Source organism: Bradyrhizobium sp. SZCCHNR1015 (assembly GCF_032489875.1).
GTDB lineage: Bacteria > Pseudomonadota > Alphaproteobacteria > Rhizobiales > Xanthobacteraceae > Bradyrhizobium.
Genome location: NZ_JAUEYW010000017.1, coordinates 42,696 through 68,581 on the forward strand (window position 1 = coordinate 42,696; position 25,886 = coordinate 68,581).

General features: G+C 66.9%; 23 protein-coding genes. 12 read left to right on the forward strand and 11 right to left on the reverse strand.

Annotated features, from left to right (window positions below):
* Window positions 1-9 precede the first annotated feature (9 nt).
* The 4 genes from QX128_RS27025 (at window position 10) to QX128_RS27040 (ending at window position 3,916) form a co-directional block, all read left to right on the forward strand.
* Window positions 10-795: an ATP-binding cassette domain-containing protein gene (locus QX128_RS27025; protein WP_410051460.1), complete on the forward strand. Its 786-nt coding sequence runs from the start codon at window positions 10-12 to the stop codon at window positions 793-795.
* Entirely contained in the window at window positions 795-1,892 is a 1,098-nt protein-coding gene (locus tag QX128_RS27030) for an ABC transporter permease (protein ID WP_315802445.1), read from the forward strand. The genes QX128_RS27025 and QX128_RS27030 overlap by 1 nt, the downstream gene beginning before the upstream one ends.
* 82 nt (window positions 1,893-1,974) lie before the next feature.
* Window positions 1,975-2,910 carry a sugar-binding protein gene (locus QX128_RS27035; protein ID WP_315802446.1) on the forward strand — a complete coding sequence of 312 codons (936 nt, stop codon included), beginning with the start codon at window positions 1,975-1,977 and terminating at the stop codon, window positions 2,908-2,910.
* A gap of 130 nt (window positions 2,911-3,040) precedes the next feature.
* A complete protein-coding gene (locus QX128_RS27040; protein WP_316238998.1) occupies window positions 3,041-3,916 on the forward strand; it encodes a bifunctional helix-turn-helix transcriptional regulator/GNAT family N-acetyltransferase in 876 nt (291 codons plus the stop codon).
* A 12-nt stretch (window positions 3,917-3,928) separates the two neighbouring features.
* On the opposite strand, the gene fabA is transcribed toward QX128_RS27040, so the two are convergent.
* Both fabA and QX128_RS27050 read right to left on the reverse strand, forming a co-directional pair.
* Window positions 3,929-4,453, reverse strand: coding sequence for a bifunctional 3-hydroxydecanoyl-ACP dehydratase/trans-2-decenoyl-ACP isomerase (fabA, locus tag QX128_RS27045; RefSeq protein ID WP_316238999.1), 525 nt, complete (start codon window positions 4,451-4,453; stop codon window positions 3,929-3,931).
* A gap of 157 nt (window positions 4,454-4,610) precedes the next feature.
* Complete coding sequence (locus QX128_RS27050) at window positions 4,611-5,291, reverse strand: winged helix-turn-helix domain-containing protein (protein WP_316239000.1); 681 nt, start codon at window positions 5,289-5,291, stop codon at window positions 4,611-4,613.
* An 84-nt stretch (window positions 5,292-5,375) separates the two neighbouring features.
* Between QX128_RS27050 and QX128_RS27055 the strand changes: the two genes are divergently transcribed.
* A complete protein-coding gene (locus QX128_RS27055; RefSeq protein WP_316239001.1) occupies window positions 5,376-6,815 on the forward strand; it encodes a pyridoxal phosphate-dependent decarboxylase family protein in 1,440 nt (479 codons plus the stop codon).
* Window positions 6,816-7,159: 344 nt separating this feature from the next.
* Window positions 7,160-8,707, forward strand: coding sequence for a L,D-transpeptidase (locus QX128_RS27060; protein WP_316239002.1), 1,548 nt, complete (start codon window positions 7,160-7,162; stop codon window positions 8,705-8,707).
* 56 nt (window positions 8,708-8,763) lie between these two features.
* Here QX128_RS27060 and QX128_RS27065 read toward each other — a convergent pair whose 3' ends face one another.
* Window positions 8,764-9,432 carry a hypothetical protein gene (locus QX128_RS27065; protein ID WP_315802449.1) on the reverse strand — a complete coding sequence of 223 codons (669 nt, stop codon included), beginning with the start codon at window positions 9,430-9,432 and terminating at the stop codon, window positions 8,764-8,766.
* Between the two features lie 310 nt (window positions 9,433-9,742).
* Here QX128_RS27065 and QX128_RS27070 point away from each other — a divergent pair, with 310 nt between their 5' ends.
* Window positions 9,743-10,660, forward strand: coding sequence for a PaaI family thioesterase (locus tag QX128_RS27070; RefSeq protein ID WP_315802450.1), 918 nt, complete (start codon window positions 9,743-9,745; stop codon window positions 10,658-10,660).
* A gap of 38 nt (window positions 10,661-10,698) precedes the next feature.
* On the opposite strand, the gene QX128_RS27075 is transcribed toward QX128_RS27070, so the two are convergent.
* Together QX128_RS27075 and QX128_RS27080 are read right to left on the reverse strand one after the other, a co-directional pair.
* Window positions 10,699-11,052: a DUF2200 domain-containing protein gene (locus tag QX128_RS27075; RefSeq protein ID WP_315802451.1), complete on the reverse strand. Its 354-nt coding sequence runs from the start codon at window positions 11,050-11,052 to the stop codon at window positions 10,699-10,701.
* A 65-nt stretch (window positions 11,053-11,117) separates the two neighbouring features.
* Entirely contained in the window at window positions 11,118-12,644 is a 1,527-nt protein-coding gene (locus QX128_RS27080) for an alpha/beta hydrolase (RefSeq protein ID WP_316239003.1), read from the reverse strand.
* A gap of 165 nt (window positions 12,645-12,809) precedes the next feature.
* Here QX128_RS27080 and QX128_RS27085 point away from each other — a divergent pair, with 165 nt between their 5' ends.
* The 3 genes from QX128_RS27085 to QX128_RS27095 all read left to right on the forward strand — a co-directional run bounded on the left by QX128_RS27085 (window position 12,810) and on the right by QX128_RS27095 (window position 15,260).
* Window positions 12,810-13,529 (forward strand): RibD family protein, encoded by a 720-nt coding sequence (locus tag QX128_RS27085; protein WP_316239004.1) that lies wholly within the window; start codon window positions 12,810-12,812, stop codon window positions 13,527-13,529.
* The gene (locus tag QX128_RS27090) at window positions 13,522-14,799 is read left to right on the forward strand and encodes an NAD(P)/FAD-dependent oxidoreductase (protein ID WP_316239005.1); all 1,278 of its coding nucleotides are present in this window, start codon (window positions 13,522-13,524) and stop codon (window positions 14,797-14,799) included. The genes QX128_RS27085 and QX128_RS27090 overlap by 8 nt, the downstream gene beginning before the upstream one ends.
* A 74-nt stretch (window positions 14,800-14,873) precedes the next feature.
* Window positions 14,874-15,260 carry a VOC family protein gene (locus QX128_RS27095; RefSeq protein WP_315802455.1) on the forward strand — a complete coding sequence of 129 codons (387 nt, stop codon included), beginning with the start codon at window positions 14,874-14,876 and terminating at the stop codon, window positions 15,258-15,260.
* Window positions 15,261-15,284: 24 nt separating this feature from the next.
* On the opposite strand, the gene QX128_RS27100 is transcribed toward QX128_RS27095, so the two are convergent.
* Window positions 15,285-16,217, reverse strand: coding sequence for a LysR family transcriptional regulator (locus QX128_RS27100; RefSeq protein ID WP_316239006.1), 933 nt, complete (start codon window positions 16,215-16,217; stop codon window positions 15,285-15,287).
* Window positions 16,218-16,339: 122 nt separating this feature from the next.
* Here QX128_RS27100 and QX128_RS27105 point away from each other — a divergent pair, with 122 nt between their 5' ends.
* Together QX128_RS27105 and QX128_RS27110 are read left to right on the forward strand one after the other, a co-directional pair.
* Window positions 16,340-16,693 carry a protocatechuate 4,5-dioxygenase subunit alpha gene (locus QX128_RS27105; protein WP_315782786.1) on the forward strand — a complete coding sequence of 118 codons (354 nt, stop codon included), beginning with the start codon at window positions 16,340-16,342 and terminating at the stop codon, window positions 16,691-16,693.
* 5 nt (window positions 16,694-16,698) lie between these two features.
* Complete coding sequence (locus QX128_RS27110; protein ID WP_316239007.1) at window positions 16,699-17,535, forward strand: class III extradiol dioxygenase family protein; 837 nt, start codon at window positions 16,699-16,701, stop codon at window positions 17,533-17,535.
* 412 nt (window positions 17,536-17,947) lie between these two features.
* On the opposite strand, the gene QX128_RS27115 is transcribed toward QX128_RS27110, so the two are convergent.
* From QX128_RS27115 to QX128_RS27135, 5 genes are all read right to left on the reverse strand, one after another.
* Window positions 17,948-18,637, reverse strand: a complete 690-nt coding sequence (locus QX128_RS27115; RefSeq protein WP_316239008.1) for a PadR family transcriptional regulator — start codon at window positions 18,635-18,637, stop codon at window positions 17,948-17,950.
* Between the two features lie 122 nt (window positions 18,638-18,759).
* Window positions 18,760-21,837 carry an efflux RND transporter permease subunit gene (locus QX128_RS27120; RefSeq protein WP_316239009.1) on the reverse strand — a complete coding sequence of 1,026 codons (3,078 nt, stop codon included), beginning with the start codon at window positions 21,835-21,837 and terminating at the stop codon, window positions 18,760-18,762.
* Window positions 21,838-21,871: 34 nt separating this feature from the next.
* A complete protein-coding gene (locus tag QX128_RS27125) occupies window positions 21,872-22,987 on the reverse strand; it encodes an efflux RND transporter periplasmic adaptor subunit (RefSeq protein WP_316183260.1) in 1,116 nt (371 codons plus the stop codon).
* Window positions 22,987-24,567, reverse strand: coding sequence for an efflux transporter outer membrane subunit (locus QX128_RS27130; protein WP_316239010.1), 1,581 nt, complete (start codon window positions 24,565-24,567; stop codon window positions 22,987-22,989). Before QX128_RS27130 ends, QX128_RS27125 begins: the two co-directional genes overlap by 1 nt.
* Window positions 24,568-24,861: 294 nt before the next feature.
* On the reverse strand, window positions 24,862-25,782 hold the full coding sequence (locus QX128_RS27135; RefSeq protein ID WP_315802462.1) for a PepSY-associated TM helix domain-containing protein: 921 nt from the start codon (window positions 25,780-25,782) through the stop codon (window positions 24,862-24,864).
* Window positions 25,783-25,886 lie beyond the last annotated feature (104 nt).

A 25,886-nucleotide genomic window follows, 5' to 3' on the forward strand; every position in this document is an offset into this window, starting at 1 on the left:
AGCCTGCGCATGTCCACGAACGAGGCTGGGCGCGCCGCGATGAGCACCGCCGCGCAGCCGGTGCTGGAGCTGAAGGGCCTCGGCAAGCAGTTCGGCGCGATCCGCGCGCTGCAGGGCGTGGATCTGACAATCGGCGCCGGCGAGGTCGTCGGCCTGATGGGCGACAACGGCGCCGGCAAGTCCACCCTGGTGCGCATCATCGCCGGCAACTTTCCGCCGAGCCAGGGCGCCATCCATTTCGGCGGCCGCGAGGTGCATTTCCATCGCCCGATGGATTCGCGCAGCGTCGGCATCGAGGTCGTGTACCAGGACCTCGCGCTCGCCAACAATCTCACCGCCGCCGCCAACGTGTTTCTCGGCCGCGAGCTGAAGCGCAATTTCGGTCCCCTCGTGCTGCTCGACCACAAGGGCATGGAGGCGCGCGCGCTGGAGCTGTTCCGCGAGCTGCGCTCCGAGACGCGGCCGCACGATCTCGTCAAGGACATGTCGGGCGGCCAGCGCCAGGCGGTGGCGATCGCGCGCACGCGGCTGTCGAACGCCAAGCTGGTGATGATGGACGAGCCGACCGCGGCGATCTCGGTGCGTCAGGTCGAGCAGGTGCTGAGCCTGATCCATCGCCTGAAGGAGCAGGGCATCGCGGTGATCCTGATCTCGCACCGCATGCCCGACATCTTCGCGGTCTGCGATCGCGTCGTGGTGATGCGCCGCGGCGAGAAGAAGGCCGACAAGCCGGTCGGCGAGACAAGCCCCGAGGAAGTGACCGCGCTGATCACCGGCGCCAAGGAGGCGGCGTGATGTCCGTTCCATCCGAGACCAGCTCCGCCGGCACCGACGTCACCTTCACCAATGTCGGCGCCATCAGATGGTGGCATCGCGGCGTGTTCGCCTCGCAGACGGCCTACGTCACGCTGGCGCTCATCGCCCTCATCATCGTGATGAGCTTCGCCAGTCCCTATTTCCTGACCGAAGGCAATCTGCAGAACGTCGCCAAGAACTTCTCCTTCATCGCCATCGCGACGCTCGGCATCACCTTCGTGATCATCACCGGCGGCATCGACCTGTCGGTCGGCTCGATGATGTGCTTCGCGGCGATGATCACCTCGATGGTGATGACGACGCTGTCGACGCCGGGCATGCCGCTGTCCTCGCTGTTCGTGCATCTCGCCGCGGACGGCAAGACCGTGGTCGCCAACGTGCCCGGCCTGATCCTGATCGTCTCGGTGTTGGCCGGCCTTGCGGTCTCGCTGGTCGTCGGCCTCATCAACGGCGTCTGCATCGCCTTGCTCGGGCTGTCGCCGTTCGTGACCACGCTCGGCATGCTCTCGATCGTGCGCGGCCTGAGCTACGTGATCTCGAACGGCAAGGGCAGCTTCCCCGGCGGGCCGGACGCCGATTATTTCTACGCGCTGACGCAGGGTGACGTGTACGGCGTGCCGGCGCCCTTCATCTATCTGATGGCGCTGGCGCTGGTGATGGCGCTGGTGCTGCACCACACCGCGTTCGGCCGCCACGTGTTCGCGATCGGCGGCAACGAGAAGGCCGCGGAGCTCACCGGCGTCTCCGTGCCCCGCGTGAAGATCGAGGTCTATGTGATCGGCGCGCTGGCCGCCGGCCTGCAGGGCATCATCATCTCCGGCTGGCTCGGCTCGGCGCCTGCCAACATGGCAACGTCCTACGAGCTCAACGTGATCGCGGCGGCCGTGATCGGCGGCGCCAACCTCGCCGGCGGCCTCGGCGGCCCGCTCGGCGCCATCGTCGGCTGCGTCCTGCTCGAGGTGATCCGGAACGGGCTGGTGCTGGCGCAGGTCAACTCCTACTGGCAGCAGACCCTGGTCGGCGTGATCATCATCGCCGCCGTGCTGGTCGACCGCATCCGCGCCCGCCTGCTGTGACGAAGACTGGCCGGGATGACAATCACGTCTATCCTCACCCGGAACAGACAATCATCAGGGATAGACATGGAGGAGGGAACCCATGAAGAAGCTGCTCTTTGCGGTCGCGTCGCTCGCGATCATGCTGGCCCCGGCGCAGGCCGAGACCAAGTACCGCTTCGCCATCGTGCCGAAGGCGATGAACAACCCGTTCTTCGACGTCGCGCGCGACGGCTGTTTGAAGCGCGCCAAGGAGCTCGGCAATGTCGAGTGCATCTACAAGGGCCCGGTCGAGCACGAGCCGGCCACGCAGGCGCAGATCATCCAGGACTTCATCACCCAGAAGGTCGACGGCCTCGCCATCTCGGTCGCCGACGTTCCATCGATGACGAAATCGATCGAGGCGGCGACCGCCGCCGGCATTCCCGTCATCACTTTCGACGCCGATGCGCCGGGCTCCAAGCGCCTCGCCTATATCGGCACCAACAACAAGGACTTCGGTCTCGCGCTCGGCAAGCAGCTGCGGGAGCTCCGGCCTGACGGCGGCAAGTACGCCATCGTCTCCGGCGGTCCCGGCGCCAAGAACCTCGCCGAGCGTGTCGACGGCGTGCGCGAGGCGCTGAAGGGCTCGAAGTGGACGGAAGTGGCCGGTTCGCCGACCTTCTGCAACGACGATCCCGCGCTCGCCGTGCAGCAGATGGCCGACCTGCGCACCGCGACGCCGGACCTCGGCGCGATCGTGCCGATCGGCGGCTGGCCGATGTTCGCACCCGAGGGCTACAAGGCCTTCGTCAACAAGAACAAGAAGGACATCGACGCCGGCAAGCTGACGCTGGTCGTGGCCGACACGCTGAAGATGCAGCTCGAGCTGCTGCGCGACGGCTATTCCAACGCGCTGACCGGCCAGCGTCCGTTCGAGATGGGCGAGAAGGCGATGGACACGCTGCTCGCGATCAAGAAGGGCGAGAAGGTGCCGGAGGTGATCTACACCGGCCTCGACCTCGTCACCAAGGACAACGTCGCCAAGCTTCTGAACTGAGTTCCTCCCGGGGAAAACCTGGCGGTCCGGCATCCGGCTTCGGCCGGCGGCTGGGCCGCCCTTTTTGTTTGCAGTCGGCGTGATTGTCTCCGCGTTGACATCGCGAGATGTCTGACTTAAGTCAGGTATCATGCTCGACCCCGTCTCCCGCGTCCGCCGCTTCAACCGCGCCGTCACCTCGGAGGTCGGCGCGCTCGACACCTCGTTCCTTGGACGCGGTCGGCCGCTCGGCGCGGCCCGCGTGCTCAACGCGATCGGCCATGGCCGTAGCGACGTCGCCGAGCTGCGCGACTATCTCGCGCTCGATTCCGGGCTGATGAGCCGTCTGCTGCGCGGCCTGGAGGAGGAGGGGCTGGTAACGACCCGGCCGCATCCCGACGACGCGCGCCGCCGCGTCGCCAGGCTCACGGCCGCCGGCCGGCGCGAATTCGACGCCTATGAGACTCTCTCCAATGCCCAGGCGGAATCGATGCTGGCGCGCCATGGCCAGCCCCAGGCGTTGCTTGCCGCGATGGACATGGTCGCGGCCGCGCTCGGGCGTAGCCGCATCACCATCGAGGAGACCGATCCCAGGAGCGAGCAGGCGCGCTACTGCCTCGGCGAATACTACGCCGAGCTGTCACGCCGTTTCGAGCGCGGCTTCGATGTTTCGCTGTCGCGCGATCCCGACGCCTTGGACATGATGGCGCCGCGCGGCGCCTTCTTCGTCGCGTTGTCGGACGGCCTGCCGCTCGGCTGCGTCGGGCTGAAGGGCAGCGGCGGCGATGCCGCCGAGATCAAGCGGCTCTGGGTCGCGCCCGCCGCGCGCGGCCTCGGCCTCAGCCGCCGCCTGATGGATGCGGCCGAAGCGGCTGCCCGCAAGCTCTCGATCAGCCTTCTTCGCCTCGACACCAACAGCGCGCTCGCGGAGGCCATGCAGCTCTATCGCCGCACCGGCTGGACCGAGATCGACCGCTTCAACGACGACCCCTATCCGGACTTGTTCTTCGAGAAGCGGATCTCATGACGGAGGCAAGGCTTACGAGGTTATCAGCGCGACCTTCATGTCGTGCGCCTCGTAGACGCAGGCGCCGTCCGCCAGCACGTGGCCGTTCGCTATGCCGAGCACCAAGCGTCCCCGTTTGACTTGGCGCATGTCGACCTCGTAGCGCACGCACTTTACCTCCGGCGTGATCTCGCCGCGAAAGTTCACCTCGCCGACGCCGGTGGCGCGGCCCTTGCCGGGCGAGCCGGACCAGCCAAGCCAATAGCCCACCATCTGCCACATCGCGTCGAGACCTAGACAGCCCGGCATCACCGGATCTCCGCGAAACAGGCAGTCGAAGAACCAGAGCTTCGGCGTGATGTCCAACTCGGCGACGATGCGGCCCTTGCCGTAGCGACCGCTGTCGAGGCTCAGTTCGGTGATGCGGTCCATCATCAACATCGGCGGCGCCGGCAGTTGTGCGTTGCCGGGACCGAAATAGCCGCCGTCGCCGGATCGGAGCAGTTCATCCTTCGAATAGGACGATTGCGGCACGTGAAAGTCGCGGGGATCGGGCAAAGAGTCATCTCCGTTTTTCGCAATCTGGCGCCGACGGGCGAAAGGCGATGCGGTGGTTCCACTACAGGATGGGACTGCAGCGCAGCCGTTTCAAGCTGATGTGGTGAATCATAGAGCAGAAGGAATCCTGCTTTGAGGCGGGCAAGCCACGCAGCCGTCAGGCCGGAAATAGCCGCTCGAATTCGTGCAGCCCGGTCGTGCTGAACAGCACGGCACGGCTTCCTTCGTCCCGGCGCGCCCATTTGAGCGCAAACAAGCGCGCAAGATAGGCAGAGCCGAGGTGCCCGGCGAGATGATCTCTGCGTTCGCTCCAATCGAGGCAGCTGACGCACGTCGTTCTGCCTTTTTCTGGCAACTGGTTCAGATCGATGCCGAACTGTTTTGTGAAGGTCCGTCCGGCGTTCGTCAGCCCGATATAGTCGCCGCTGCGCTCGAGCAGATGGCGACGTACCATGCTCTCGAACATCTGTACGCCGCGCGCTCCGGCGAGATGATCGTAGCAGACCCGCGCCTCGCGCAGCGCCGGATCGCGCGGGCCGGTACGGACCCGTCGATGTCCGGTGCGGGCCGCCAGCAGCATCAGCGTCTCCAGCGTGTGCACGACGTCCTCGCCGGACAGGCGGACGTAGCGATTGCGTCCTTGCCTGACAGAGACAAGGAGCCCGGCTCCTTCAAGCTTGCTGACATGAGCGCTGGCCGTGGGAAGGCCGATGCCCGCCGAGCGGGCGAGCTCGCTAAGGGTAAGAGCGCGCCCGTCCATCAGAGCGGACAGAATGTTGGCGCGGGCCGGATCGCCGATCAGCGCAGCGATTGCAGCGATGTGGGGGCCATCCTTCATGGTGTGACCGATAGCGAAGCATCGCATCGGTTTCAACGCCTATAACCCAGCCGACCCAGCGAGAAACTCGGATGGATAAGTGCGATGAAGCGAGATCAGTGGACCGTCACGCTCAATCTGGCGCTCAGGCTTGGCTTGAAGCACCTTCAAGACATGGACGTCCGCCCGGTCGCCGCCTTTACCTCGCTCGAGACGCTTCGGCAGCGGCTGGGACGTGCTCTGTCCGATGAAGGCCTTCCGCCCGATCAGGTCATCGACGAACTGGTGCGCGACGCTGACGGCGGCATTCTCGGTAGCACCGGCGGACGCTTCTTCGGCTGGGTCATTGGAGGCACGTTGCCAGCAGCCCTTGCGGCCGACTGGCTGGTCTCAACCTGGGACCAGAACGCGGCCATCCACGCCTGCGGGCCCGCAGAGGCGGTCATCGAGGAGATTGCCGGCGAGTGGCTCAAGGACCTGTTCGGCTTGCCCGCAACGGCGAGCTTCGCTTTCGTGTCGGGAACGCAGATGGCGCATGTGACCTGTCTCGGCGCTGCACGTCATCGTCTGTTGATGCGGGCTGGCTGGGATGTCGAGGAGAAGGGACTGTTCGGTGCACCGGCGATACGCGTGATCACAAGTAGCGAACGGCACGGTTCGGTCGAGCGCGCGCTACGCATCCTGGGTCTCGGAAAGCGCTCGGTCCGAACATTGCCGTGCAGCCAAGCAGGGCAACTTGATCCATCGGTGCTCAACCAGGCATTCAAGGGGGACGCGCAGCCAACGATCGTGATCCTGCAGGCGGGCGATCTCAACATCGGCGCGTGCGACCCGTTTGCCGAACTGATTCCCATCGCTCACGAGCACGGAGCCTGGGTGCATGTGGACGGAGCGTTCGGCCTGTGGGCGGCCGCGAGTCCGCGTTACCGGCATCTGCTGCGCGGCGTCGAGCTGGCGGATTCCTGGACCAATGACGGACATAAATGGCTCAATACGCCCTTTGATTGTGGCTATGCCTTCGTGGCTGATCAGCAGGCCCACCGCGGCGCGTTTTCACATCGCACCAGCTACACCATGTACGTCGATGGTGCGCGCGACCAAATCGACTGGAATCCAGAGTGGTCGCGGCGTGGTCGTGCTGTACCGACCTATGCGGCGCTTCGTCAGCTCGGTCGCAACGGTGTCGCCGATCTTGTCGACCGCAGTTGTGAATATGCGCGTGCGCTGGTGAGGCGGATCGGAGCGCTGCCTGGAGCTGCCGTGGTGTGGGAGCCGACGATCAACCAGGGCTTGGTGCGGTTCCTCGATCAGCGCGCTGGCGCAACGGATGCGGACCACGATCGGCGGACTGACGATGTGATTGCGCGGATCTGCGCCACCGGGGAGGCCTTCTTCGGCGGCACCACGTGGCGAGGGCAGCGCTGCATGCGGGTATCTGTCTGTAACTGGCAGACCGACACGGCCGACGTCGATCGCGTGGTTGCCGCTGCCGGACGCGTGCTCGGCGAGTTCTCAGCCACCGAGAACGGCCCGGACGCCGGTTGATTCGATCGAGGCGGCCGCCGCCTCTGGCGCAGACTGATCCGTTAAATTCTGGTCCGTCCCGCCGTGGAGCGGTGCCGGCGCGTCCCTTCCACGGACCCGATTGCCCCATTCGGCGTTAAGCGATGGGCAACCGGGGGGGTGCAATGCGGGTCTTGGGGGCGTGCGACGGAAAAGCGCGTCTTGAGTCCGATTCGTTGCCCGATCCTGCCCCAATTGCGGCGAGCGGAAAGCCGATGACATCAGGACGCGCCTTCGCCTCACTTCACCCCAAGACATGATCGAGCGTATAGATCGTCCTGCGCCGATCGCGCCGGCGGAACAGCAATGACGATTCGGGAAACAGCATGGCGACACGATCCACGGCGGCTCAGAACCTTGCAGCGATGCGGCGTCGGGGAGCGCTCCTGACGACTCTCGCGGCTGCCACCGTGCTGGCGCTGGCCGGATCCGAGGCCGGTGCACGGCAGGCGCGTCCGGCGCCGGTGACCGAGGCGACGGCGCCGCGCGCGCATGGCGATCCGATCATGGCGATCGTGTCCATCAAGGCTCAGAAGGTGACGTTCTACGACGCCGATGGCTGGATCTGGCGCGCGCCGGTCTCGACCGGCGTCTCCGGCCGCGAGACGCCGGCCGGCGTGTTCGCCATCATCGAGAAGGACAAGGACCACCACTCGACGCTCTACGACGATGCCTGGATGCCGAACATGCAGCGCATCACCTGGAACGGTGTGGCGCTACACGGCGGGCCGCTGCCCGGCTATGCCGCCTCGCATGGCTGCGTCCGCATGCCCTATGGTTTTGCCGAGAAGCTGTTCGACCGGACGTGGATCGGCATGCGGGTGATCATCGCGCCGGGTGACCCGGCGCCGGTCGAGTTCTCCCATCCCGCCTTGTTCGTACCAAATGCGCAGGCGCTCGCCGCGGTGCCCTCGCGGGCCGCGACGCTTGGCCACGAAGCCGAGGACGCCGCCAAGAGCGCCGACGAGGCCAAGGCGGCGGCCGCCGCGGCCGAGCGCGAGGCCAAGGCGCTGAAGACGTCCTTGCGCAAGCTGGAGCAGGCCAAGGCACGCGCCGAGGCCGAGCTCAAATTCGCCGACAGGAAGCTGGCTGCCGCCAAGACCGATCAGGCCAGGACGCTGGCCGAGGATGCGAAGCAGAAGGCCACCGCCAAGGCGACCGACGCGGCAGCGCAGCTCGAGGCCGCGAAGTCGGACGCGACCGTGAAGCTCGCAGCGGCGACCTCGACCAAGGACGCCGCCAAGGCGGCGGCGGCCAGGAAGACCGAGACGAGCAAGGCCGCGACCGACGCCAGGCTCGCGACCGAGCCGGTCTCGGTCTATATCAGCCGGTCGACGCAGATGCTCTATGTCAGGCGCAACACGCACAAGCCGGCCCCCGATGGCGGCGGCGAGGTGTTCGACACCTCGATCGAGGCCCCGGTGACCATCCGTGATCCCGACCGGCCGATCGGAACGCATGTGTTCACCGCGGTGGCGCAGGACGGCGCGGGGCTGCGCTGGACGGCGGTGACCATCGACGACGGCGACACCGCCAAGGACGCGCTCGACCGCATCACCATTCCGAAGGACGTGCTCGACCGCATCGCGCCGACGGCGGTGCCGCGCTCCTCGATCATCGTCTCGGACGAGCCGCTGTCGAGCGAGACCAACTACCGGACCGAGTTCGTGGCGGTGCTGAGCAACCAGCCGCAGGGCGGCTTCATCACGCGGCGGCCGACGACCAATGCCGATGTCGTCGCCAGCGGGGACGAATATGACGACGGCTTCGGCAGCTTCTTCCAGCGCAGCTGGGATGGCCAGCCCGTCGCGGCTCCGCGTCGTCGCGGGCCGCCTCCGACCTACTACCGGCCGGTGCAGCCGGGCTGGTGGTGACCAGCCGGGCTGATGCCTGACCGCGATTCGCGGGTCAGGCCGGGTGGCACTTCAAATCAGTTGCGGCCTGCGGGGAGGACGCCGGGCCACTGCATCAGGAAGGGCTGCGGCTCGTGCTGCGCCTCGGCCGCGCGCGCTACGCGCCTGACACGGTGAGGCCTGCGGGAGATCGAGCTGGTCGCTTCGCGCGCGGTCTCGATGCGCGCCAACTGCTGACGCATCTCGCCGGTGGAGGTCCGGAGCTGCTCGATGGACATGTCGCTGTTCGCGGCGGCGGTGCGCAGCCCGCTCAGCTCGGTCGCCGCATCTTCCTGGGCGCCGCGGAGGCGGACCGCCTGGCGCTTCAGCAGCGCGAGATCGGACTCGATCTTGTCGGCCGTATCGCGGCGGCGCGCCTCGGTCTCGTCGGCGGCGGTGCGCAGAGTGGCCAGGCCGGTCTCGGTCGTGGTGAGGCTGGCGCGCAATTGCATGAGCTCGCCGGAGGTGTCGCTCTGGCGGTCGCGCAACTGGGCGGTCTCGGCCTTGAGCTGGGCCAGCTCCGATGTCAGCGTGGCGACGCGGGTCTCGAGCGAAGGCGCTCCGTTACCGAAGGAGAAGCTGTTGGCGCCGCCGCTGCTCCACCACATCGCGCCGGCGCTGGCAACGAGCGCCAGGCTCAGGACAATTCGTAGAGAGGCCGTGCCGCTGCTCGGCGGGGCGTCCGGCGTCTTGGTGGATCTGCGCATCGACGGGGTCTCCGGGATTTGATGGAGACAATTATGATCATATTAAGGTTGCCAATGTTCTAAGCGCGCCGCGCCGGTGGAACATTTCATCCACGTAGTTTTGCGGAATGCGGTCCCGGCGCCGAGCTGCAAGGCCGTGCGGTGCGCGCTGCTGCACGTCGGTCTCGCGGCGCGCGTCGTGAACGTGGTCGGCGGTGCAGAACGGTGCAGAGGCGGGAGCAGCGGTGGTCCGGGGCGGATCGTTCGCACACAAAGCAGATGTGCCGGAAAAAGACTTCGTGCCTCCGTGCGATCATGCTCTAAATCGCGCATGTCCCACATTCCGCCCACCGCCGCACCGCCGGCATTCGACGCGCTCGCCGGGGCCATCAGGAATCGCCGCTCGGTCTATGGCCATATCAGCGGGCTCAGGATGGACCGCTTCGCGCCCGGCGAGGCCTGGTCGACCCTGCCTTATCGTCCCGTGTTCGTCGGCGACAGCGAGACCGGCGTCATCCATGGCGGCGTGGTCACGGCGATGCTCGACGAGAGCTGCGGAATGGCGGTGCAGCTCGCGCTCGACGGCAGCCGGGCGATCGCCACGCTCGATCTGCGCATCGACTATCAGAAGCCGGCGACCCCCGGGCTCGACATCAAGGCGCATGCCGTATGCTTCCGCGTCACGCGCTCGATCGCCTTCGTGCGCGCCACCGCCTATCAGGAGGAAGAAAGCGAACCGGTCGCGACCGCGACGGCCTGTTTCATGATCGGCGCCAACCGCACCAACATGCTGACCGATCGCCCGGCGTTCAACGGCGCGCCGCCACCGCTCGAGGCGCCTGAGGATCCGACGGGGCCGTTCGCCACCAGTCCGTTCGCGCGCTGTCTCGGCATTCGTCTCGCCGAGAACGAGACGCTGATGATGCCGTTCTCGCAGCAGATCATCGGCAATCCCGTGTTGCCGGCGATCCACGGCGGCATGACCGGCGCATTCCTCGAAACCGCGGCGATCATCACCGTGATGCGCGAGCTCGGCGCGTCGGCGCCGCCGAAGCCGATCGGCCTCACCATCAACTATCTCCGTTCGGGGCGCGCGCTCGACAGCATCGCGTCGGCGTCGATCGTCAAGCAGGGCCGCCGCGTCGTCGCCTTCGAGGCCCGCGCCTGGCAGGACGATGATACGAAGCCGATTGCCACCGCATTCGGGCATTTCATGCTGCGGCAGGCGCCGGGGCAGGAGCAGGACTGAGGCTTGGGTTTGCACGACCGCCGCCGCGCGCTTGGCGCTCACGGCGTGCGCAGGATCTTGTCCATCGCCTTTCCGCGCGCCAGCTCATCGACCAGCTTGTCCAGATAGCGGATCTCGCGCATCGTCGGCTCCTCGACGTCCTCCACGCGGACGCCGCAGACCACGCCCTTGATCAGGGAGCGCGCCGGATTCATGGCCGGCGCCCGCGTAAAGAAGGTCTCGAAGTCCGTCTGTCGGTCCACCTCGGCGTCGAGCTGTTTCTGATCGTAGCCCGTCAGCCAGCAGATGATCTGATCGACCTCGGCCTTGGTTCGTCCTTTCTTTTCCCCCTTCGCGACGTAGAGCCGGTACACGCTCGCGAAGCTCGTCGTGTAGATGCGGTGTTTCGCCATGAGTGCTCCCTGTCCGTCATTGGTATCATGATGCAGCCCCTTCGTGCACCGGGGAAACCGGAGCGCTAGCCCGGCAGGAACATCGGAAACGACACTCCGAGCGACCACGCCAGGATCAGGCCGAGACCGATGCCCTCTGCCATCGGCGAGCCGGTCCGGCGGCCGACGCAGCCGCCGATCAGTCCGAACACGACGAAGAACAGCACGATCACCGGGACGATGATGAGCAGGAAGAACAGCCGCCTGAAATCGAGCGCGACCGCGCCGCCGAGCGAGGCCAGTAACGCGGTCCGGATCCACACCGTGCGCCACAGCGCGGCGTGCCCGCCCTGGTTGGCGATGCTGTCGGCCAGCATGCAGGGCACTGCGCCCACGGCGATCGCCGCGATGATCGGCAGGCGGGCGGCGATCGGCATGAACGAGGCGACGTAGCGGTCGATCGCGCCACCGAAACCGAAGATGCCATAGGCGGCCAGCACCAGCGCCGCGAGCCGGGCTACGCGGCCGAAGCGAACACCCTGCATGCGCAGCAGCGACAGCGACAGCGCGCCGTATACGAAGAGATGAACGGCGAGGTAGTCGGCGACGAGCACGGGCAGGAAATGCGTGTCGACGAATCGCAGCACGACCGGAGTGACTGCCGCGGGCACGAGCGTGGCGATCGCAAGCTGACGCGGCGGAATCGAAGGCGGCGGCGCATCGCCCTTCGGCAGCAGCGCGGCCAACGGCCAGGCCAACAGTACGATGCCGGCCAGCAGCAGCGCGATCGGGCCGCCGGTCGCCGCCACCGGCCCGCTGCTGGTGCGCCCGAACACGCGATCCAGCCAGTCGCGCGCCTCGCGCAGCGCGGTCGTCGAATACAGCACGCTCACGTGTTCGACTCCGGGCGCGACGACGGCGCGGCGTCCGCCGTTGTCCGCGGGATCGCCCACGGTGTCGCCCTCGCGCGCGGCGGGATCGGCGAGCCGGAGGTTACGCAGCGCGTCCCTGCGCAGGGCCGTCTCCCATTCGCCGGTGATGATCAGCAGATTGCGCGGCGCGCTCGGCGTGACGGCCTCGGAAAACATCGAGATCGCCACCGTTGCCCTGATCCGTGGGTCGGCCAGGGCCTGGCGTACGATGATGTCGGAGGCCATCGAGTGCCCGAGCAGGGCCACCCGGCCGTCATTGCCCGGCAGGGACAGCGCGGCGTCGGTGACGCGGCCGATCTCGCTCATCAGCTTCCTCGTCGTGCCGTCGATGCGGGTGACGTCGCCCGACATCGGCGTCGGATTGCGGCCATGCCCCTCGAAATCGAACGAGACCGCGACATAGCCGGCGCGCGCCAAGGTCAGCGCATAGGCCTCCATGAATTGGCGCGAGCCCGCAAAGCCGTGGGCAATGACGACGACGGGCGACGCAGCCGCTCCGTCGCGCCGATAGACGGTGACGGGAGTGGAGCCCGCCTGCAGCGGGGTGATCGAGATGCCCATGCGCTCGGCTTCGAGGCGCCAGAGTCCGGCGACGCAGAGCGCGAGGCCGGCAAGCGCTGCAGCCAGCAGGGCTGCCCCGCGCAAACCGATGGCGTCCCGTCTGCGCGCCGCAGCGTCCATGATTGGCTCCATTTGCAGCCGAAACTAGCGCAGGAATGTGCGCCATAACAACGACGCCGCAGGCGAGCGGCGTGGCCGCGATCGAACGAAACGCACGCCGCTTCGTTGACAACGCCGCCGCACCGATATTCGGTGACCCCCGTTTGGTGGCGACAAGGAGGATGCATGAAACCGGAAGTCATCTGCCTGATGGCGTCGAGCGTCGACGGCCGCACGCTGCCGAGCCGCTGGCGTCCGAAGGGATCGGGCGATCTGTTCGAGCAGGTGCATGACCAGCTCGGCGGCGACGCCTGGCTGATTGGCCGCGTCACCGGCCAGGAATTCGCCAGGGGCTCGGCCTATCCCGCCGAGACCACCGAGCGCTTCCCGCGCACCCATTGGATCGCGCGGCCCGGCGCCAAGGCCTACGGCATCGTGCTCGATCCCCATGGCAAGATCTGCTGGGGCCGCTCCGACATCGGCGGCGATCCGATCGTCGTCGTGCTGACCGAGGCCGTATCGGATGCGCATCTCGCGGGCCTGCGCGGCGAGGGCGTGTCCTATGTTTTCGCTGGGCAGGCGAAGCTCGATCTTTCGCGCGTGCTCGACATCGTCGCGCACGAGCTCGGCGTGAAACGGCTGCTGCTCGAAGGCGGCGGCGGCGCCAACGGCGCGTTCCTGCGCGCCGGTCTGGTCGACGAGTTCAACCTCGTTCTGTGTCCGGCGGTGGATGGCGCCAAGGGGGCGCCCAGCGTGTTCGATTCGACGGAAGCCGAGTCCGGCATGCGCGCGCCGATCACGGCGATGACGCTCGAAAGCAGCACGGCGCTGGAGGGCGGCGCGCTGTGGCTGCGCTACAAGATCACCAACGGCTCGGCCATGCCGGCCCAGGCAAGTCATGGCTGAGCGGCCAATGCACATCATCATCGTCGGTGCCGGTGCCGCAGGCCTGATGGCGGCGCGCGAGCTGGCCCGCGCCGGCCAGCGGGTGACGCTGCTGGAAGCGCGTGCCCGCTGCGGCGGACGCATCCATCCGCTGCCCGCGAGCAGGTTCGGATATCGCGCGGATGCCGGCGCGGAATTCATCCATGGCGAGGCGCCGGTCACCCATTCGCTGATGGCCGAGGCGGGGCTGGCCTCGACGCCGGTCGATGGCGCGCGCTGGTACGTGACGGACGGCGCGTTCTCGCGCGACGATCCCGCCGATCGGCAGATGCGCCAGTTGCACCGCGTGGCGCGGCAGCTCGCCGAGGACATGACCGTGACGGCGCTGCTCGACCGGCATTTCGCCGGCGCGGAGTTCGCCGCCCTGCGCAAATCCGTGCTCGGGATGGTGCAGGGCTATGACGCGGCCGATCCCGCCCGTGCCAGCGTGTTCGCGCTGCGCGACGAATGGATGGGCGGCGAGCGCGGCGCTCAGGCGCGCATCGTCGGCGGCTACGCGGCGCTGCTCGATCATCTCCTGGCGGAGTGCCGGGCGCATGGCGTGGCGATGCAGCTCGAGGCGGTGGTGCGCGCGGTGGAGAGCGCCGATGATGGTGTCGTCGTGCGCTGCGCCGACGGCCGCGCGCAGCGCGGCGATCGCGTCATCCTGACCGTGCCGCTGCCGCTGCTGCGAACCATCGCGCTGCCGCCTTCCATGCGTCCGCAATTGGCCGCCGCCGAAACCATCGGCTTCGGCAACGTCATCAAGCTGCTGCTGCGCTTCGAGCGGCGGTGGTGGCGCGAGGCCCGGACCGAGGATCTTTCGGACATGCTGTTCGTGCTGTCCGATGCCGACGTGCCGGTGTGGTGGACGCAGCATCCGAACGATGACGCGGTGCTGACCGGCTGGCTCGCCGGGCCGCCGGCCGCTGCCTTCGCTGCGTGCGACGAGGACGCGCTGATCGAAAGAGGGCTTTCGGCGCTCGCGGACATCTTCTCACGGCCCGTGGGCTCCCTGAAGCGGCAGCTCGTCGCGTCGCATGTCACGGATTGGGCGAAGGATCCGTTCGCGCGCGGCGCCTATTCCTACGCGACGCTGACCTCGCGCGAGGCGCAGGATACGCTTTCGCGCCGGGATGGCGGACGGGTGCTGATCTCCGGCGAGGCGTTGTATCGCGGCCGCGACATGGGAACGGTCGAGGCGGCGCTGGCGAGTGGGCAACGGACGGCGCGGCGCATCCTCGCGATGTGAGCGTGCCGCGTGCATCGTTGCGCCGTCCTGCCGGCGGAGCTAGCATTCGGCCGTCATCATCGATGAGGATCGCCATGCTCGACCACGTCGGCTTCCCCGTTTCCGACTTTGCCCGCGCCAAGGCGTTCTATGCGGCGGCGCTGGCGCCGCTCGGCTACGTCCTGATGATGGAGATCACCGACGCGCAGACCGGCGGCCACGGTGATCACGCCGGCTTCGGCGACGGCCGTCCGGATTTCTGGATCGGCACCGGCGGGACGGCCGCGACCTCGACGCATGTCGCGTTCCACGCCAAGGATCGCGCCACGGTCGATGCGTTCTATCGGGCGGCGATCGCGGCAGGCGGACGCGACAACGGGGCACCCGGGCTGCGGCCGCATTATCACGAGAACTATTACGGCGCGTTCGTGCGCGACGCCGACGGCAACAACATCGAGGCGGTGTGCCATACGCCGGGGTGAGGGCCGCTCACCTCTCGGGATGAGTCACGCCATGATGGGCATGTGCTCGGCCGCAGCGGCGAGGCTCGGCGCGACCACGATCTCGAGCTGCTGGCGCAGCCAGCGGTGCATCGGATCCTCGTGGTGGCGCAGGTGCCAGACCATGTACATCGGCATCGCCGGGCAGGGGACCGGCACCGGCGCGACCGCGAGGCCGCGCAGCATGTAGGCGCGCAGCAGGCTCGGCAGGGTCGCGATCATGCGGCTGCCGCGCAGGAACGGCCCGATGCCGCCGAAGCCGGGAACCTGCGCCGCGAAGCGCCGGACGATGCCGCGCTCGGCGAGGACCTCGTCGATGTCGAGCCGGCGTCGCGGCTCGTACAGCACGGTGACATGGTCGCTGGCGAGATAGTCTTCCAGGCTTTCCGGCGGCTCGCGCTGGCCCGCATCGTAGAACACGCGATAGCTGTCCTCGAACAGCCGCTTCTGCAGGATGTCGCTGCCCTCGGGCGGGCGCGGCGTGATGATGAGCTGGCAGTGCTCTTCGCGCAGCATCTCCGGCGTCGGCGCGCCGGAAGGGATCACCCGCAGGCTGAGGCCCGGCGCCTGCGCGCGGGCGTAGCGGAGCAGGGACGGCAGCAGCAGGTCGCGCTGCAGATCATTGGCCGCGATCGTCACCTGCGCGGAGATTTTCGCCGGCTCGAACGCGGCGGTGTGCGAGAAGCTCCGGAGGTCGTCGAGCAGCGCGCGGGCGCGCAACGCCAGGAGCTGCGCATGCGCGGTCGGCACGATGCCGCGGCCGGACTTCACGAACAGCGGATCGCCGGTGATCGCGCGCAGCTTGTCGAGCAGATGGCTGACGGCCGACTGCGTGACGCCGAGCCGCTGCGCGGCGCGCGTCACCGAGCCTTCCTCGATGACGGCGAGCAGCAGCTGCAGCAGGTGGCCGTCGAGGTCCAAATGATCGAATTGGCTCATGGATCAGATCGGCCGCGCGGCCTTTATCGGGGATGTCTGTCGGCGATACTGGCGGCACGAACCGGCGCCGCGTTTGATCCAGATCAAGCGTGGTCGTCGTAACACGAACAGGGGAGGCGACGATGTCCGCCACGTCAGCCCGGCAGCCCGTGCCCGGCACCACCATCTTCGACGGCGAGCAGGCGCGCAAAGGCTACGCGCTCAACAAGATGTGCTACTCGTTCAACGATGCCGCCAACCGCAAGGCCTTCGTCGCCGACGAGGACGGCTATTGCGCCAAATATGGCCTCAATGCACAGCAGCGCGCGGCGATCAAGAACCGCAACGTGCTCGAGCTGATCGAGGCCGGCGGCAACGCCTACTACCTCGCCAAGTTCGCCGGCATTTTCGGGCTCGACATGCAGGACATCGGCGCGCAGCAGACCGGGCTGACGAAAGAGCAGTTCAAGGCCAAGCTTCTGGCGGCGAGGGGGTAATCGTCATGGCAAAGATCGTCGGTTGTATCACCACCTCCCACGTTCCGGCCATCGGCGGCGCAATCGCCAAGGGTCTGCAGCAGGATCCGTATTGGAAGCCGTTCTTCGACGGCTTCCCGCATGTGCGCGAATGGCTCGCCAAGGTGAAGCCGGATGTCGTGGTGCTGGTCTACAACGACCATGGCCTGAACTTCTTCCTCGACAAGATGCCGACTTTCGCGATCGGCGCGGCCGACAGCTACAGCAATGCCGACGAGGGCTGGGGCATTCCGCAGACCGCGCCGTTCAAGGGCGACAGCGAATTGTCGTGGCACCTGATCGAGCATCTGGTGAAGGAGGATTTCGACCTCACGACCTGCCAGGAGATGGTGGTCGATCACGCCTTCACCCTGCCGATGGCGCTGTGCTGGCCGGATCAGAAATGGCCGGTGCGGGTGGTGCCGGTCGTCGTCAACACGGTGCAGGCGCCGCTGCCATCGGCTGCACGCTGCTACAAGCTCGGTCAGGCGCTGGCGCGGGCGATCGAATCCTGGCCTGGGGATGAGCGCGTCGTCGTGATGGGCACCGGCGGCCTGTCGCACCAGCTCGACGGCGAGCGGGCCGGCTTCATCAACAAGGATTTCGATGAGAAGTTCATGGCCAGCATGATCGACGATCCCTCGTGGGCGACGAAGTATTCGACCACCGAGCTGGTCGAGCTGTCGGGCACGCAGGGCGTCGAGTTGCTGAACTGGATGGTGGCGCGCGGCACCTTGCCGGAGAAGGTCCGCAAGGAGCATTCCAACTATCACATCCCGATCTCCAACACGGCGACGGGATTGATGGTGCTGGAGCCGGTGTAGCGGCTCTTGCGGGATCTTGGTGCGGACGGTGATGACCGAGAGCCGTTCCGCCAATGACCATCACGCGGTATGGGTCCCGGCGCAAGGCCGGGACGACAGCAGTGTGTTTGGCTCGACTAGGCCGCATCAACGGTGTCGTCCCGGCGAACGCCGGGACCCATACCGCGGATGCTATCGAGGAACGTCGCTATCAGTCGCCTGTCTCATCGCGACCCGATGTTAGCAGTCTTGGCTAAAGGCCGGGACGACAGCAGATGTTTTGGATGAGGGGAGTATGGTTTCTCAACCGACGCTTCCCGCGTGGTTGCCCCTCTCCCCGTGAAGAACGGGGAGAGGGAGCGCACCGTCTGCGCGGCGCGAGCACGGATATCAATTCCGGCTGCTACGCCTCCGCTCCTGGCTGATGTTGATATCAGCTCGCCGCGCCGTCGTCGTCGCCCTGGATCTCGGCGATGGCGCGGGTGAGGATGTCGCTGACGCGCTTGGCCTCGTCCTCGCTCCAGCCGGGGCGGTGCATCTTGAGCGCCATCTTCAGCGTCTGCACCGTCTGCAGCACCTGCTCGGGCGGGCGCATGCCGCCCATGGTGCGGGCCATGATGCGCAGCCGGCTGAGCAGACCTTCGATCGCCGCCTCGTCGTCCTTCAGCGCCTGGCGTCCGGCGTCGGTGATCGCGAACAGCTTCTTGCCACCCTCGCTTGAGGCGGCTTCGATCTGGCCCATGTCCTCGAGGAGGCTGAGGATCGGATACACCGAGCCCGGGCTCGGCGAATAGGCGCCGCCGACCAGCTGCTCGACCGCCTTGATCAGCTCGTAGCCATGGCGCGGCTTCTCGCCGATCAGCCACAGCAGCAGGCTGCGCAGGTCGCCGGGGCCGAAGAAGCGCCCGCCGCCACGTCCGAATTCCTCGCGCCCGCCACGGCGACCGTCCCGTTCGAACAGGCCGGGACCGCGATGGCGGCCGAATCCGGGGCCGCGCCCGCTGAGCCGGATGTCCTCGCAGGTCTCGCCGAAGCCATGCCGCTCATGCCGTCCGCGTTGCGCCCAACCGCGCTCTTCGTCGTCGCGGCGAGAAGGTCCGAATTTCCAATGATGATGTCTCATACGATATGATCTCCCGTTCGTACAAACGATATATCGTTTACGTATATCGTTTGTCAATGCCGGGCTGCTCGATTGTCGGGTCTTCGCCTAAGCTTCTGATATTTCGTTGTTTTGTAAGCCGTTTAAGGAGCGGCTGTCGCCCCGGCAGCCTGGGCCGGCGTCTCGTGCGCCGTACCCCGATGGGCGATCAGCGCATAGGCGACGGGGACCACGAACAGCGTGAACAGGGTGCCGATGGCGAGCCCGGTGGCGATCACCAGCCCCATGTTGAAGCGCGACACCGCGCCGGCGCCGCTCGCGGCGATCAGCGGGATCACGCCGAGCACCATCGCCGCCGTGGTCATCAGGATCGGGCGCAGGCGGACGGTGGCCGCGTCGATGATCGCCTCGGTGCGGCCCTTGCCGTGTTCGCGCAGCTCGTTGGCGACCTCCACCATCAGGATGCCGTGCTTGCTGACGAGGCCCATCAAGGTGACGAGGCCGACCTGGGTGTAGATGTTGATGCTGGCGCCGCCGATGCCGAGGCTGATGAAGATCAGCGCGCCCGCCAGCGACATCGGCACCGACACCAGGATGATGACCGGATCGACGAAGCTGTTGAACAGCGCGGCGAGCGCCAGGAAGATGATGATCAGCGCGAACACGAAGGTCGTGACGAAACCGCCGGACTCCTGCTCGAGCTGCCGCGACGCGCCGCCATAGTCGATCGAGTAGCCCGATGGCAGCGACGTCGCGATCTCCCTCAGGGTGGCGAGCGCGTCACCCATCGCGATGCCCGGCATCGCCACGCCGGAGATGGTCGCCGCGTTGATCTGCTGGAAGTGGTTGAGCGACTCGGGGATCGTCTTGCGCTCGAGCCGGGCCACCGTCGAAAGCGGCACCATGGCATTGCCGCTGGTGCGGATCGAATAGTCGAGCAGCTGCGTGTCGGTCAGGCGGTCGTTCTGCCGGACCTGCGGGATCACCTTGTAGGAGCGGCCCTCCAGGCTGAAATACTCGAGATAGTTGCCGCCGAGCATGGTCGCGAGCGCGCCGCCGAGATCGCTCATCTTGAGGCCGAGATCGGCGGCCTTGTCGCGGTCGAACACCACGGTGGTCTGCGGCTTGTCGATCTTCAGGTCGCTGTCGAGGAAGATGAACCTGCCGCTAGCCAGCGCCTTGGTCATGAAATCGCGCGACACGTCGTTGAGCTCGTTGAAGGACCCCGTGGTGCCGATCACGAACTGGACCGGCAGGCCGTTGCTGCCCGGCAGTGGCGAGGGCTGGAAGGCGACGGAACGGGCGCCGGCGATGCTGTTCAAGAGCTGCTGGAATTCCGGCTGCAGGGTCTTGGTCGTCGCCTTGCGCTGATCCCACGGCTTCAGCACCCAGCCGCCGATCGCCTGCGTCGGGGTGTCGATCTGGAATACGGTGCGTGTCTCCGGCCGCTGCGCGATCAGGCCGTAAAGCTGCTGGCCGTAGAACTGGCGCTGCTCGAGCGTGGCCGAGGGCGCGGAATTCGTCAGCGACAATACGATGCCCTGATCCTCGTCCGGCGCGAGCTCGCTGGTGGAGCTGACATAGAGCCAGGGGATCATCGCGAGCAGCAGCAGCGCGAACACCACCACTACCGGCTTGGTCGCGAACACACTTTCCAGCCCGCGGCGATAGCCGTGGGCGAGACGTTCGAGCACGCGGTCGATGGTGCGGACCAGCCGAGCCTCCAGCGTCGTGGCATCGCGCTCGGTCCGGCGCAGCAGCCAGGCGCAATTCATCGGCGACAAGGTCAGGGCGATCACCGCCGAGACGGTGACGGCGCCGGCGAGGGTGAAGGCGAATTCGGTGAACAGCGCGCCGGTGAGGCCGCCCTGGAAGCCGACGGGCACGTACACCGCAATCAGAACCACGGTCATCGCGATGATCGGGCTCGCCAGCGCCCGCGCCGACTGGATCGCCGCCTCGACCGGCGGCACGCCCTCGTCGATCAGGCGGTGCACGCTCTCGACCACGATGATGGCGTCGTCGACGACGAGGCCGATCGCGAGCACCAGGGCCAGCAGGGTCAGCAGGTTGATGGAGAAGCCCATCAGCAGCATCAGGCCGAAGGTGCCGATCAACGACAACGGAATGGCGATCACCGGGATCAGCACCGAGCGCCACGAGCCTAAGAACATGAAAACCACGACGATCACGATCCCGATGGCCTCCACCAGCGTGTGGATCACCTCGTCGATCGACGAGTTCACGAAGTCGGTGGAGTCGTAGAGGATCTCGCTGGTGATGCCGTTCGGCAATTGCCGCTGCAGCTCCGGATAGACCGCCTTCACGCCGTTGATGACGTCGAGCAGGTTCGCGGTCGGCGCCACCTGGACGCCGATATAGACCGCGGTCTTGCCGTTGAAACGCGTCGCGCTGTCGTAGTCGTCATTGCCGAGCGTGACATTGGCGACGTCGCGCAGGCGGATGATGGCGCCATTGACCTGCTTGACGACGAGGTTGCGGTATTGCTCCAGCGAATGCAGGTTGGTCGCGGCGGCGAGGTCGACCTGCACGAGGCGGCCCTTGGTGGTGCCGAGCCCGGAGATGTAGTCGTTGCCCGACAGCGCCGTCGACACGTCGGTCGCCGTCAGGCCATAGGCCGCGAGCTTGTCGGGATCGAGCCAGGCGCGCAGCGCGAACTTCTTGGCGCCGAGCAATTCGGCGGTCTGCACGCCGGAGACCGCCTGCAGCTTCGGCTGAACCACGCGCGTCAGATAGTCGGTGATCTGGTTCGGCGCCAGCACGTCGCTGGCGAAGCCGATATACATCGCGTCGATGGTCTGTCCGACCTTCAGGGTCAGGGTCGGCTGCTGCGTGCCTGTCGGCAGCTGGTTCAGCACCGAGTTCACCTTGGCGTTGATCTCGGTCATCGCCTTGCCGGAATCGTAGTTGAGCCGCAGGTTCACCGTGATGGTGCTGCTGCCGGTGACGCTGGTCGACGTCATGTAGTCGATGCCGTTGGCCTGGGCGATCGCATTCTCCAGCGGCGTGGTGATGAAGCCGGCGATGATGTCGCTATCGGCGCCGGCATAGGCCGTGCTGACCGTGACGATGGCGTTCTGCGTGCGCGGATATTGCAGGATTGCGAGCGTGGTCATCGAGCGCAGCCCGAGCACGAGGATCAGCGCGCTGACCACGAGCGCCAGCACCGGCCGACGGATGAAGATGTCTGTGAAGCGCATGGGCGGGCTCTGAAGGTCGGAGGCTTTTCGCGAATTACTGATCGACGACGTCAGGCGCGGCCTCGGCGACCGGGACGTGCGAGTTGTCGATTCTCACCGGGCTGCCGTTGCGCAGCTTGATCTGGCCCGCGATCACCACCGTCTCGCCCGGCTTGATGCCGTCGGTGATCGCGATCCGGTCGCCCTTGGCCGGCTTGCTCTTGACGAAGGTCTGCCGCGCTCTGCCCTGGCCGTCCTTGAGATCGTCGACGACATAGACGAGGTCGCCATAGGGATTGCTGACGACAGCCGTCAGCGGCAGGGTGACGAGCTGCTCGGGCTGTCCGGTCGCGATCTCGACCTTGGCGAACATGCCCGGCAGCAGCCGCGCCGCCGCGTTGTGCAGCGTGGCGCGGACCTGGACGTTGCGGCTGGTGGAATCGACCTTGGCGTTGATGGCCGAGATCTGGCCGGCGAAACGCTCGGCAGGGAAGGCATCGACCACGATGGTGATGTCCTGGCCGATGCGGATGTCGGCGAGCGATTGTTGCGGCAGATAGAAGTCGACGAAGATGGGATCGAGGCTCTGCAAGGTCACGATGGTGGTGCCCGCGCTGAGAAATTGTCCGAGATCGACGGCGCGGATGCCGAGGCGGCCGGCGAACGGCGCCTTCAGGGTCTTCTGCTCGACGACCGCCTTCTGCTGCGCGACCAGGGCCTGCGCGTTCTTCAGGTTGGCGCGGTCGCTGTCGAGCGTCGCCTGGCTGACGGCGTTGAACTTGATCTGCTCCTCGTCGCGCTTGACGACGATGGCGTTGTTCTCGGCGGTCGCCTGCAGCGATTGCAGCTTGGCGACGTCGTCGGTGGCGACCAGTTGCAGCAGGGACTGGCCGGATTCGACGGCATCACCCGAATTGAACTGGATGCTCTGTACGATGCCCGAGACCTGCAGTGACAGATCGGCGCCGTTAACGGCGCGCAGCGAGCCGACTGCGGTGAGATTGGAGCGCCACGGCGCGGTCGCCGCGACCGTGGTCGAGATCGTCTGCGGCGGGTTCGCCATGGCGCCGATCGCCTTGGCGATCATGATGCCCTTGAAGGTCTGGAAGCCGTACAGGCCGCCGAACAGAGCGGCCATGGCGGCCAGCATGATGACCATGCGCTTCTTCATTACATTGCTTCCTGGGTCGTACGATTGGGACCGGCGAAATAGCCGGGATTGGCGCGCGGCAGCGCCGCCGGTGTCTCGTCCTGCCGATTCCACCAGCCGCCGCCGAGCGCCTGGAACAGCGCCGCGGTGTCGGTGAAGCGCGTGGCCTGCGACTTGATGCGGGAGACCCGGGCGTTGAGATAGGATTGCTGCGCGGTGATGACGTTGGCGTAGGGCACGGCGCCGGTCTTGAACTGCTCGACCGACATTGCAAGGCTGTCGGCCGTGGCCTTCTCGGCGGCGGCCTGCGCCTTCAGCGCCTCGGCGTCGTACTGGATGGCGCGCAGCGAATCCGCGACGTTCTGGAACGCCGTGATGACCGTGCTCTTGTAGAGCGACAAATCCTGCTCGAACGTGGCGACGTCGGCCTCCTTGGTGTGGTACAGCGTGCCGCCGTCGATCAGCTTCTGGCTGACGCTCGAGGCGGCATCCCATACCAGCGTCGTCGGCGAGAACAGCCGCTCCGGCCCGCTCGCGCCGTAGCTGCCGGACAGCGTCACCTGCGGCAGCAGGTTGGCGATCCCGACGCCGACGGTCGCAGTCGCCTGGTGCAAGGTCGCCTCGGCCTGCCGGATGTCGGGACGCTGCCGGACGAGCGACGAGGGCAGGGAGACCGGCAGCTTGCGCGGCAGCTTCAGCTCCGCGAGCGTCACGCGCTCGCCGCGGTCCTGGCTCGGCAGCCGGCCGAGATAGGCCATCAGTTGATTGCGCTGTTGCGCCAGTTGCTTCTGCAGTGGTGCCAACGTCGCCTTGGCCTGCGCCAGCGTCGCCTCCTGCGCCAGCACGTCGGATTTGGAGATCGCGCCGACGTCGAACTGGCGCTGGATGCGGCCGAGCTGATCGGTCTCGGCCCTGATGATCTCCTCGGTCGCCGCGATCTGGTCGCGCAGCGAGGCGTCGGTGATCGCGGCGGTCACCACATTGGCGGTCAGCGCGAGATACGTCGCCTCCATCTTGAACCCCTGGTAGTCGGCCTGGGCCTGCAGCGCCTCGACCTGACGCCGCGTACCGCCCCATAGGTCGAGCGCGTAGCTGACGCTGACGGAGCTACCGTAGAGCGTGTAGAGCGACGTCTGGCCAGGCCATTGTCCCTGCTGCGTGCTGGAGGCCTGCGTACGCTCGGCCGACCCGCTCGCGCTCAGCTGCGGAAACAGCGCGCCCTGCTGCGACAGAGCGTTCTCGCGCGCAGCACGCAACGCCAATTGTGCGGCCTCGATGTCCGGGTGGTTGCGAATCGCCTCCTCGACGAAGGCGTTGATCTGCCGGGAATGAAACAGCGCCCACCAAGTGCCGGGCAGATCGCCTCCGGGCGCGAAGCTCTGCACATTGCCGCCAGGTGTCGAGGCGTTGGCGGTCGCGGCGAGCCGACGTTCGGCCACATAACCGGTTGCGGCCGGCGCGTCGGGAGACATGAAGTCCGGACCGACGGCGCAGGACGCGAGCAGCATGCTCCAGCCGAGCAGGCCGAGCCGCAAGGGCAATGCGCTGCGTCTTGGGACTGGTCCCGAACAGCCGTGAAACAATTGGACATCATCAGACATGAAACTAAACCGTTTCGTTTTCTGTGCTGACGATGCGTGGCAGTACCGATCTGGTCAAGTCACGTTGATGACAGGACGGGCTTGCTCACACCTTGACGTCTCGCGCACGGTCCGTGCGGCGTCGGTGCCCGCCTGCGCCGGACGCGCATGACAGTTCTGAGACGAACGCCGAGAACGCCGCTGCCCGTCCCGTACCAGGCCGCGGCGACGAACCGGGCCGCGCAGATCGCGCAGAAGGTCGTAATTGGAAGCCGGCCCGCAGGGCGGGCCGGCTTCATGCGATGATCGCAATCGTCAGGACGGCATCGAGGATGCCACGGCGGTCTTCGCCGGCACGTCGCGCGCGCGGCTCGGGCGCCGCAGCCGGCGCTGCGTCCAGATCAACACGCCGGTGACCAGCAGCGCGAACAACGCGACCGAGATCAGAATGTTGGCCGCGCTTCCGATCAGAGACCAGTTGCCTTCGTGCAGCAGGCGCGGCCAGTTGCGCGGCAATGCGGAGAGCCCGTCGGACGTGACCGCATAGGCCCTGAGCTCATCGTCCTCGATGATCCTCGCCATCATCCGCCCGCCGCGATTGCCGATCGAGTTCACCGACGACAGGTCGTGGTCCCTGGAGACGATGCTGACGGCCTCAGGCAGCGAGATGCGCTTGGCCGCTGCGGGCGGCGCGCTGCCTGCGAAGGTGAGGCCGAGCTCGAGGCAGAGTCCGGTGAGCGGGCTGAGCAAAATCAGCGGCAGCGTGAACCAGGCCGTGCCCTTGTGCCAGCCGGACAGCGTGTTGCGCAGCCGCGGCAGTCCCATCAGGATGCCGATGATCATGATGCCGACCATGGCGACGGTCGAGATCAGGGTGAGGCCGGGGATTCCGATCAGATGCTCGTGGGTCCTGCGCGCCCACGAGAAGACGCTGGCCATCGCCGGCCTCTCGACTGCGGCGCCGGTCGTCATGTCGACCTCGGTGCCTGGCGCCCCCTGCAAGGTCAGGTGCTGCATGGAGGCGTCGATTGACAGGCCGCGTGCCTTGCCGTCGGGATCGTACTGCTTGATCAGCGCGACCACGCGCGCCGGATCGACGCTGTGCGGCTTGACGGCGGCGACCTGCGCCATCGGCTCGAAGGAGAGGATCATCCCGGTCACGATGATGACAAGCAATGGCAGCGCGAAGACGAGGCTGATCCAACGGTGAAGTTTGAGCAGAAGCTGCTTGTTCATGATCGTCTCCGATTGATCGTCTCGCGCACGGTGTCATGCGGGACCGGTGGTCCTCAGGCGCTTGCTCCGTGAACGTTTCTAATCGTTCTTGCTGGACGACGCGG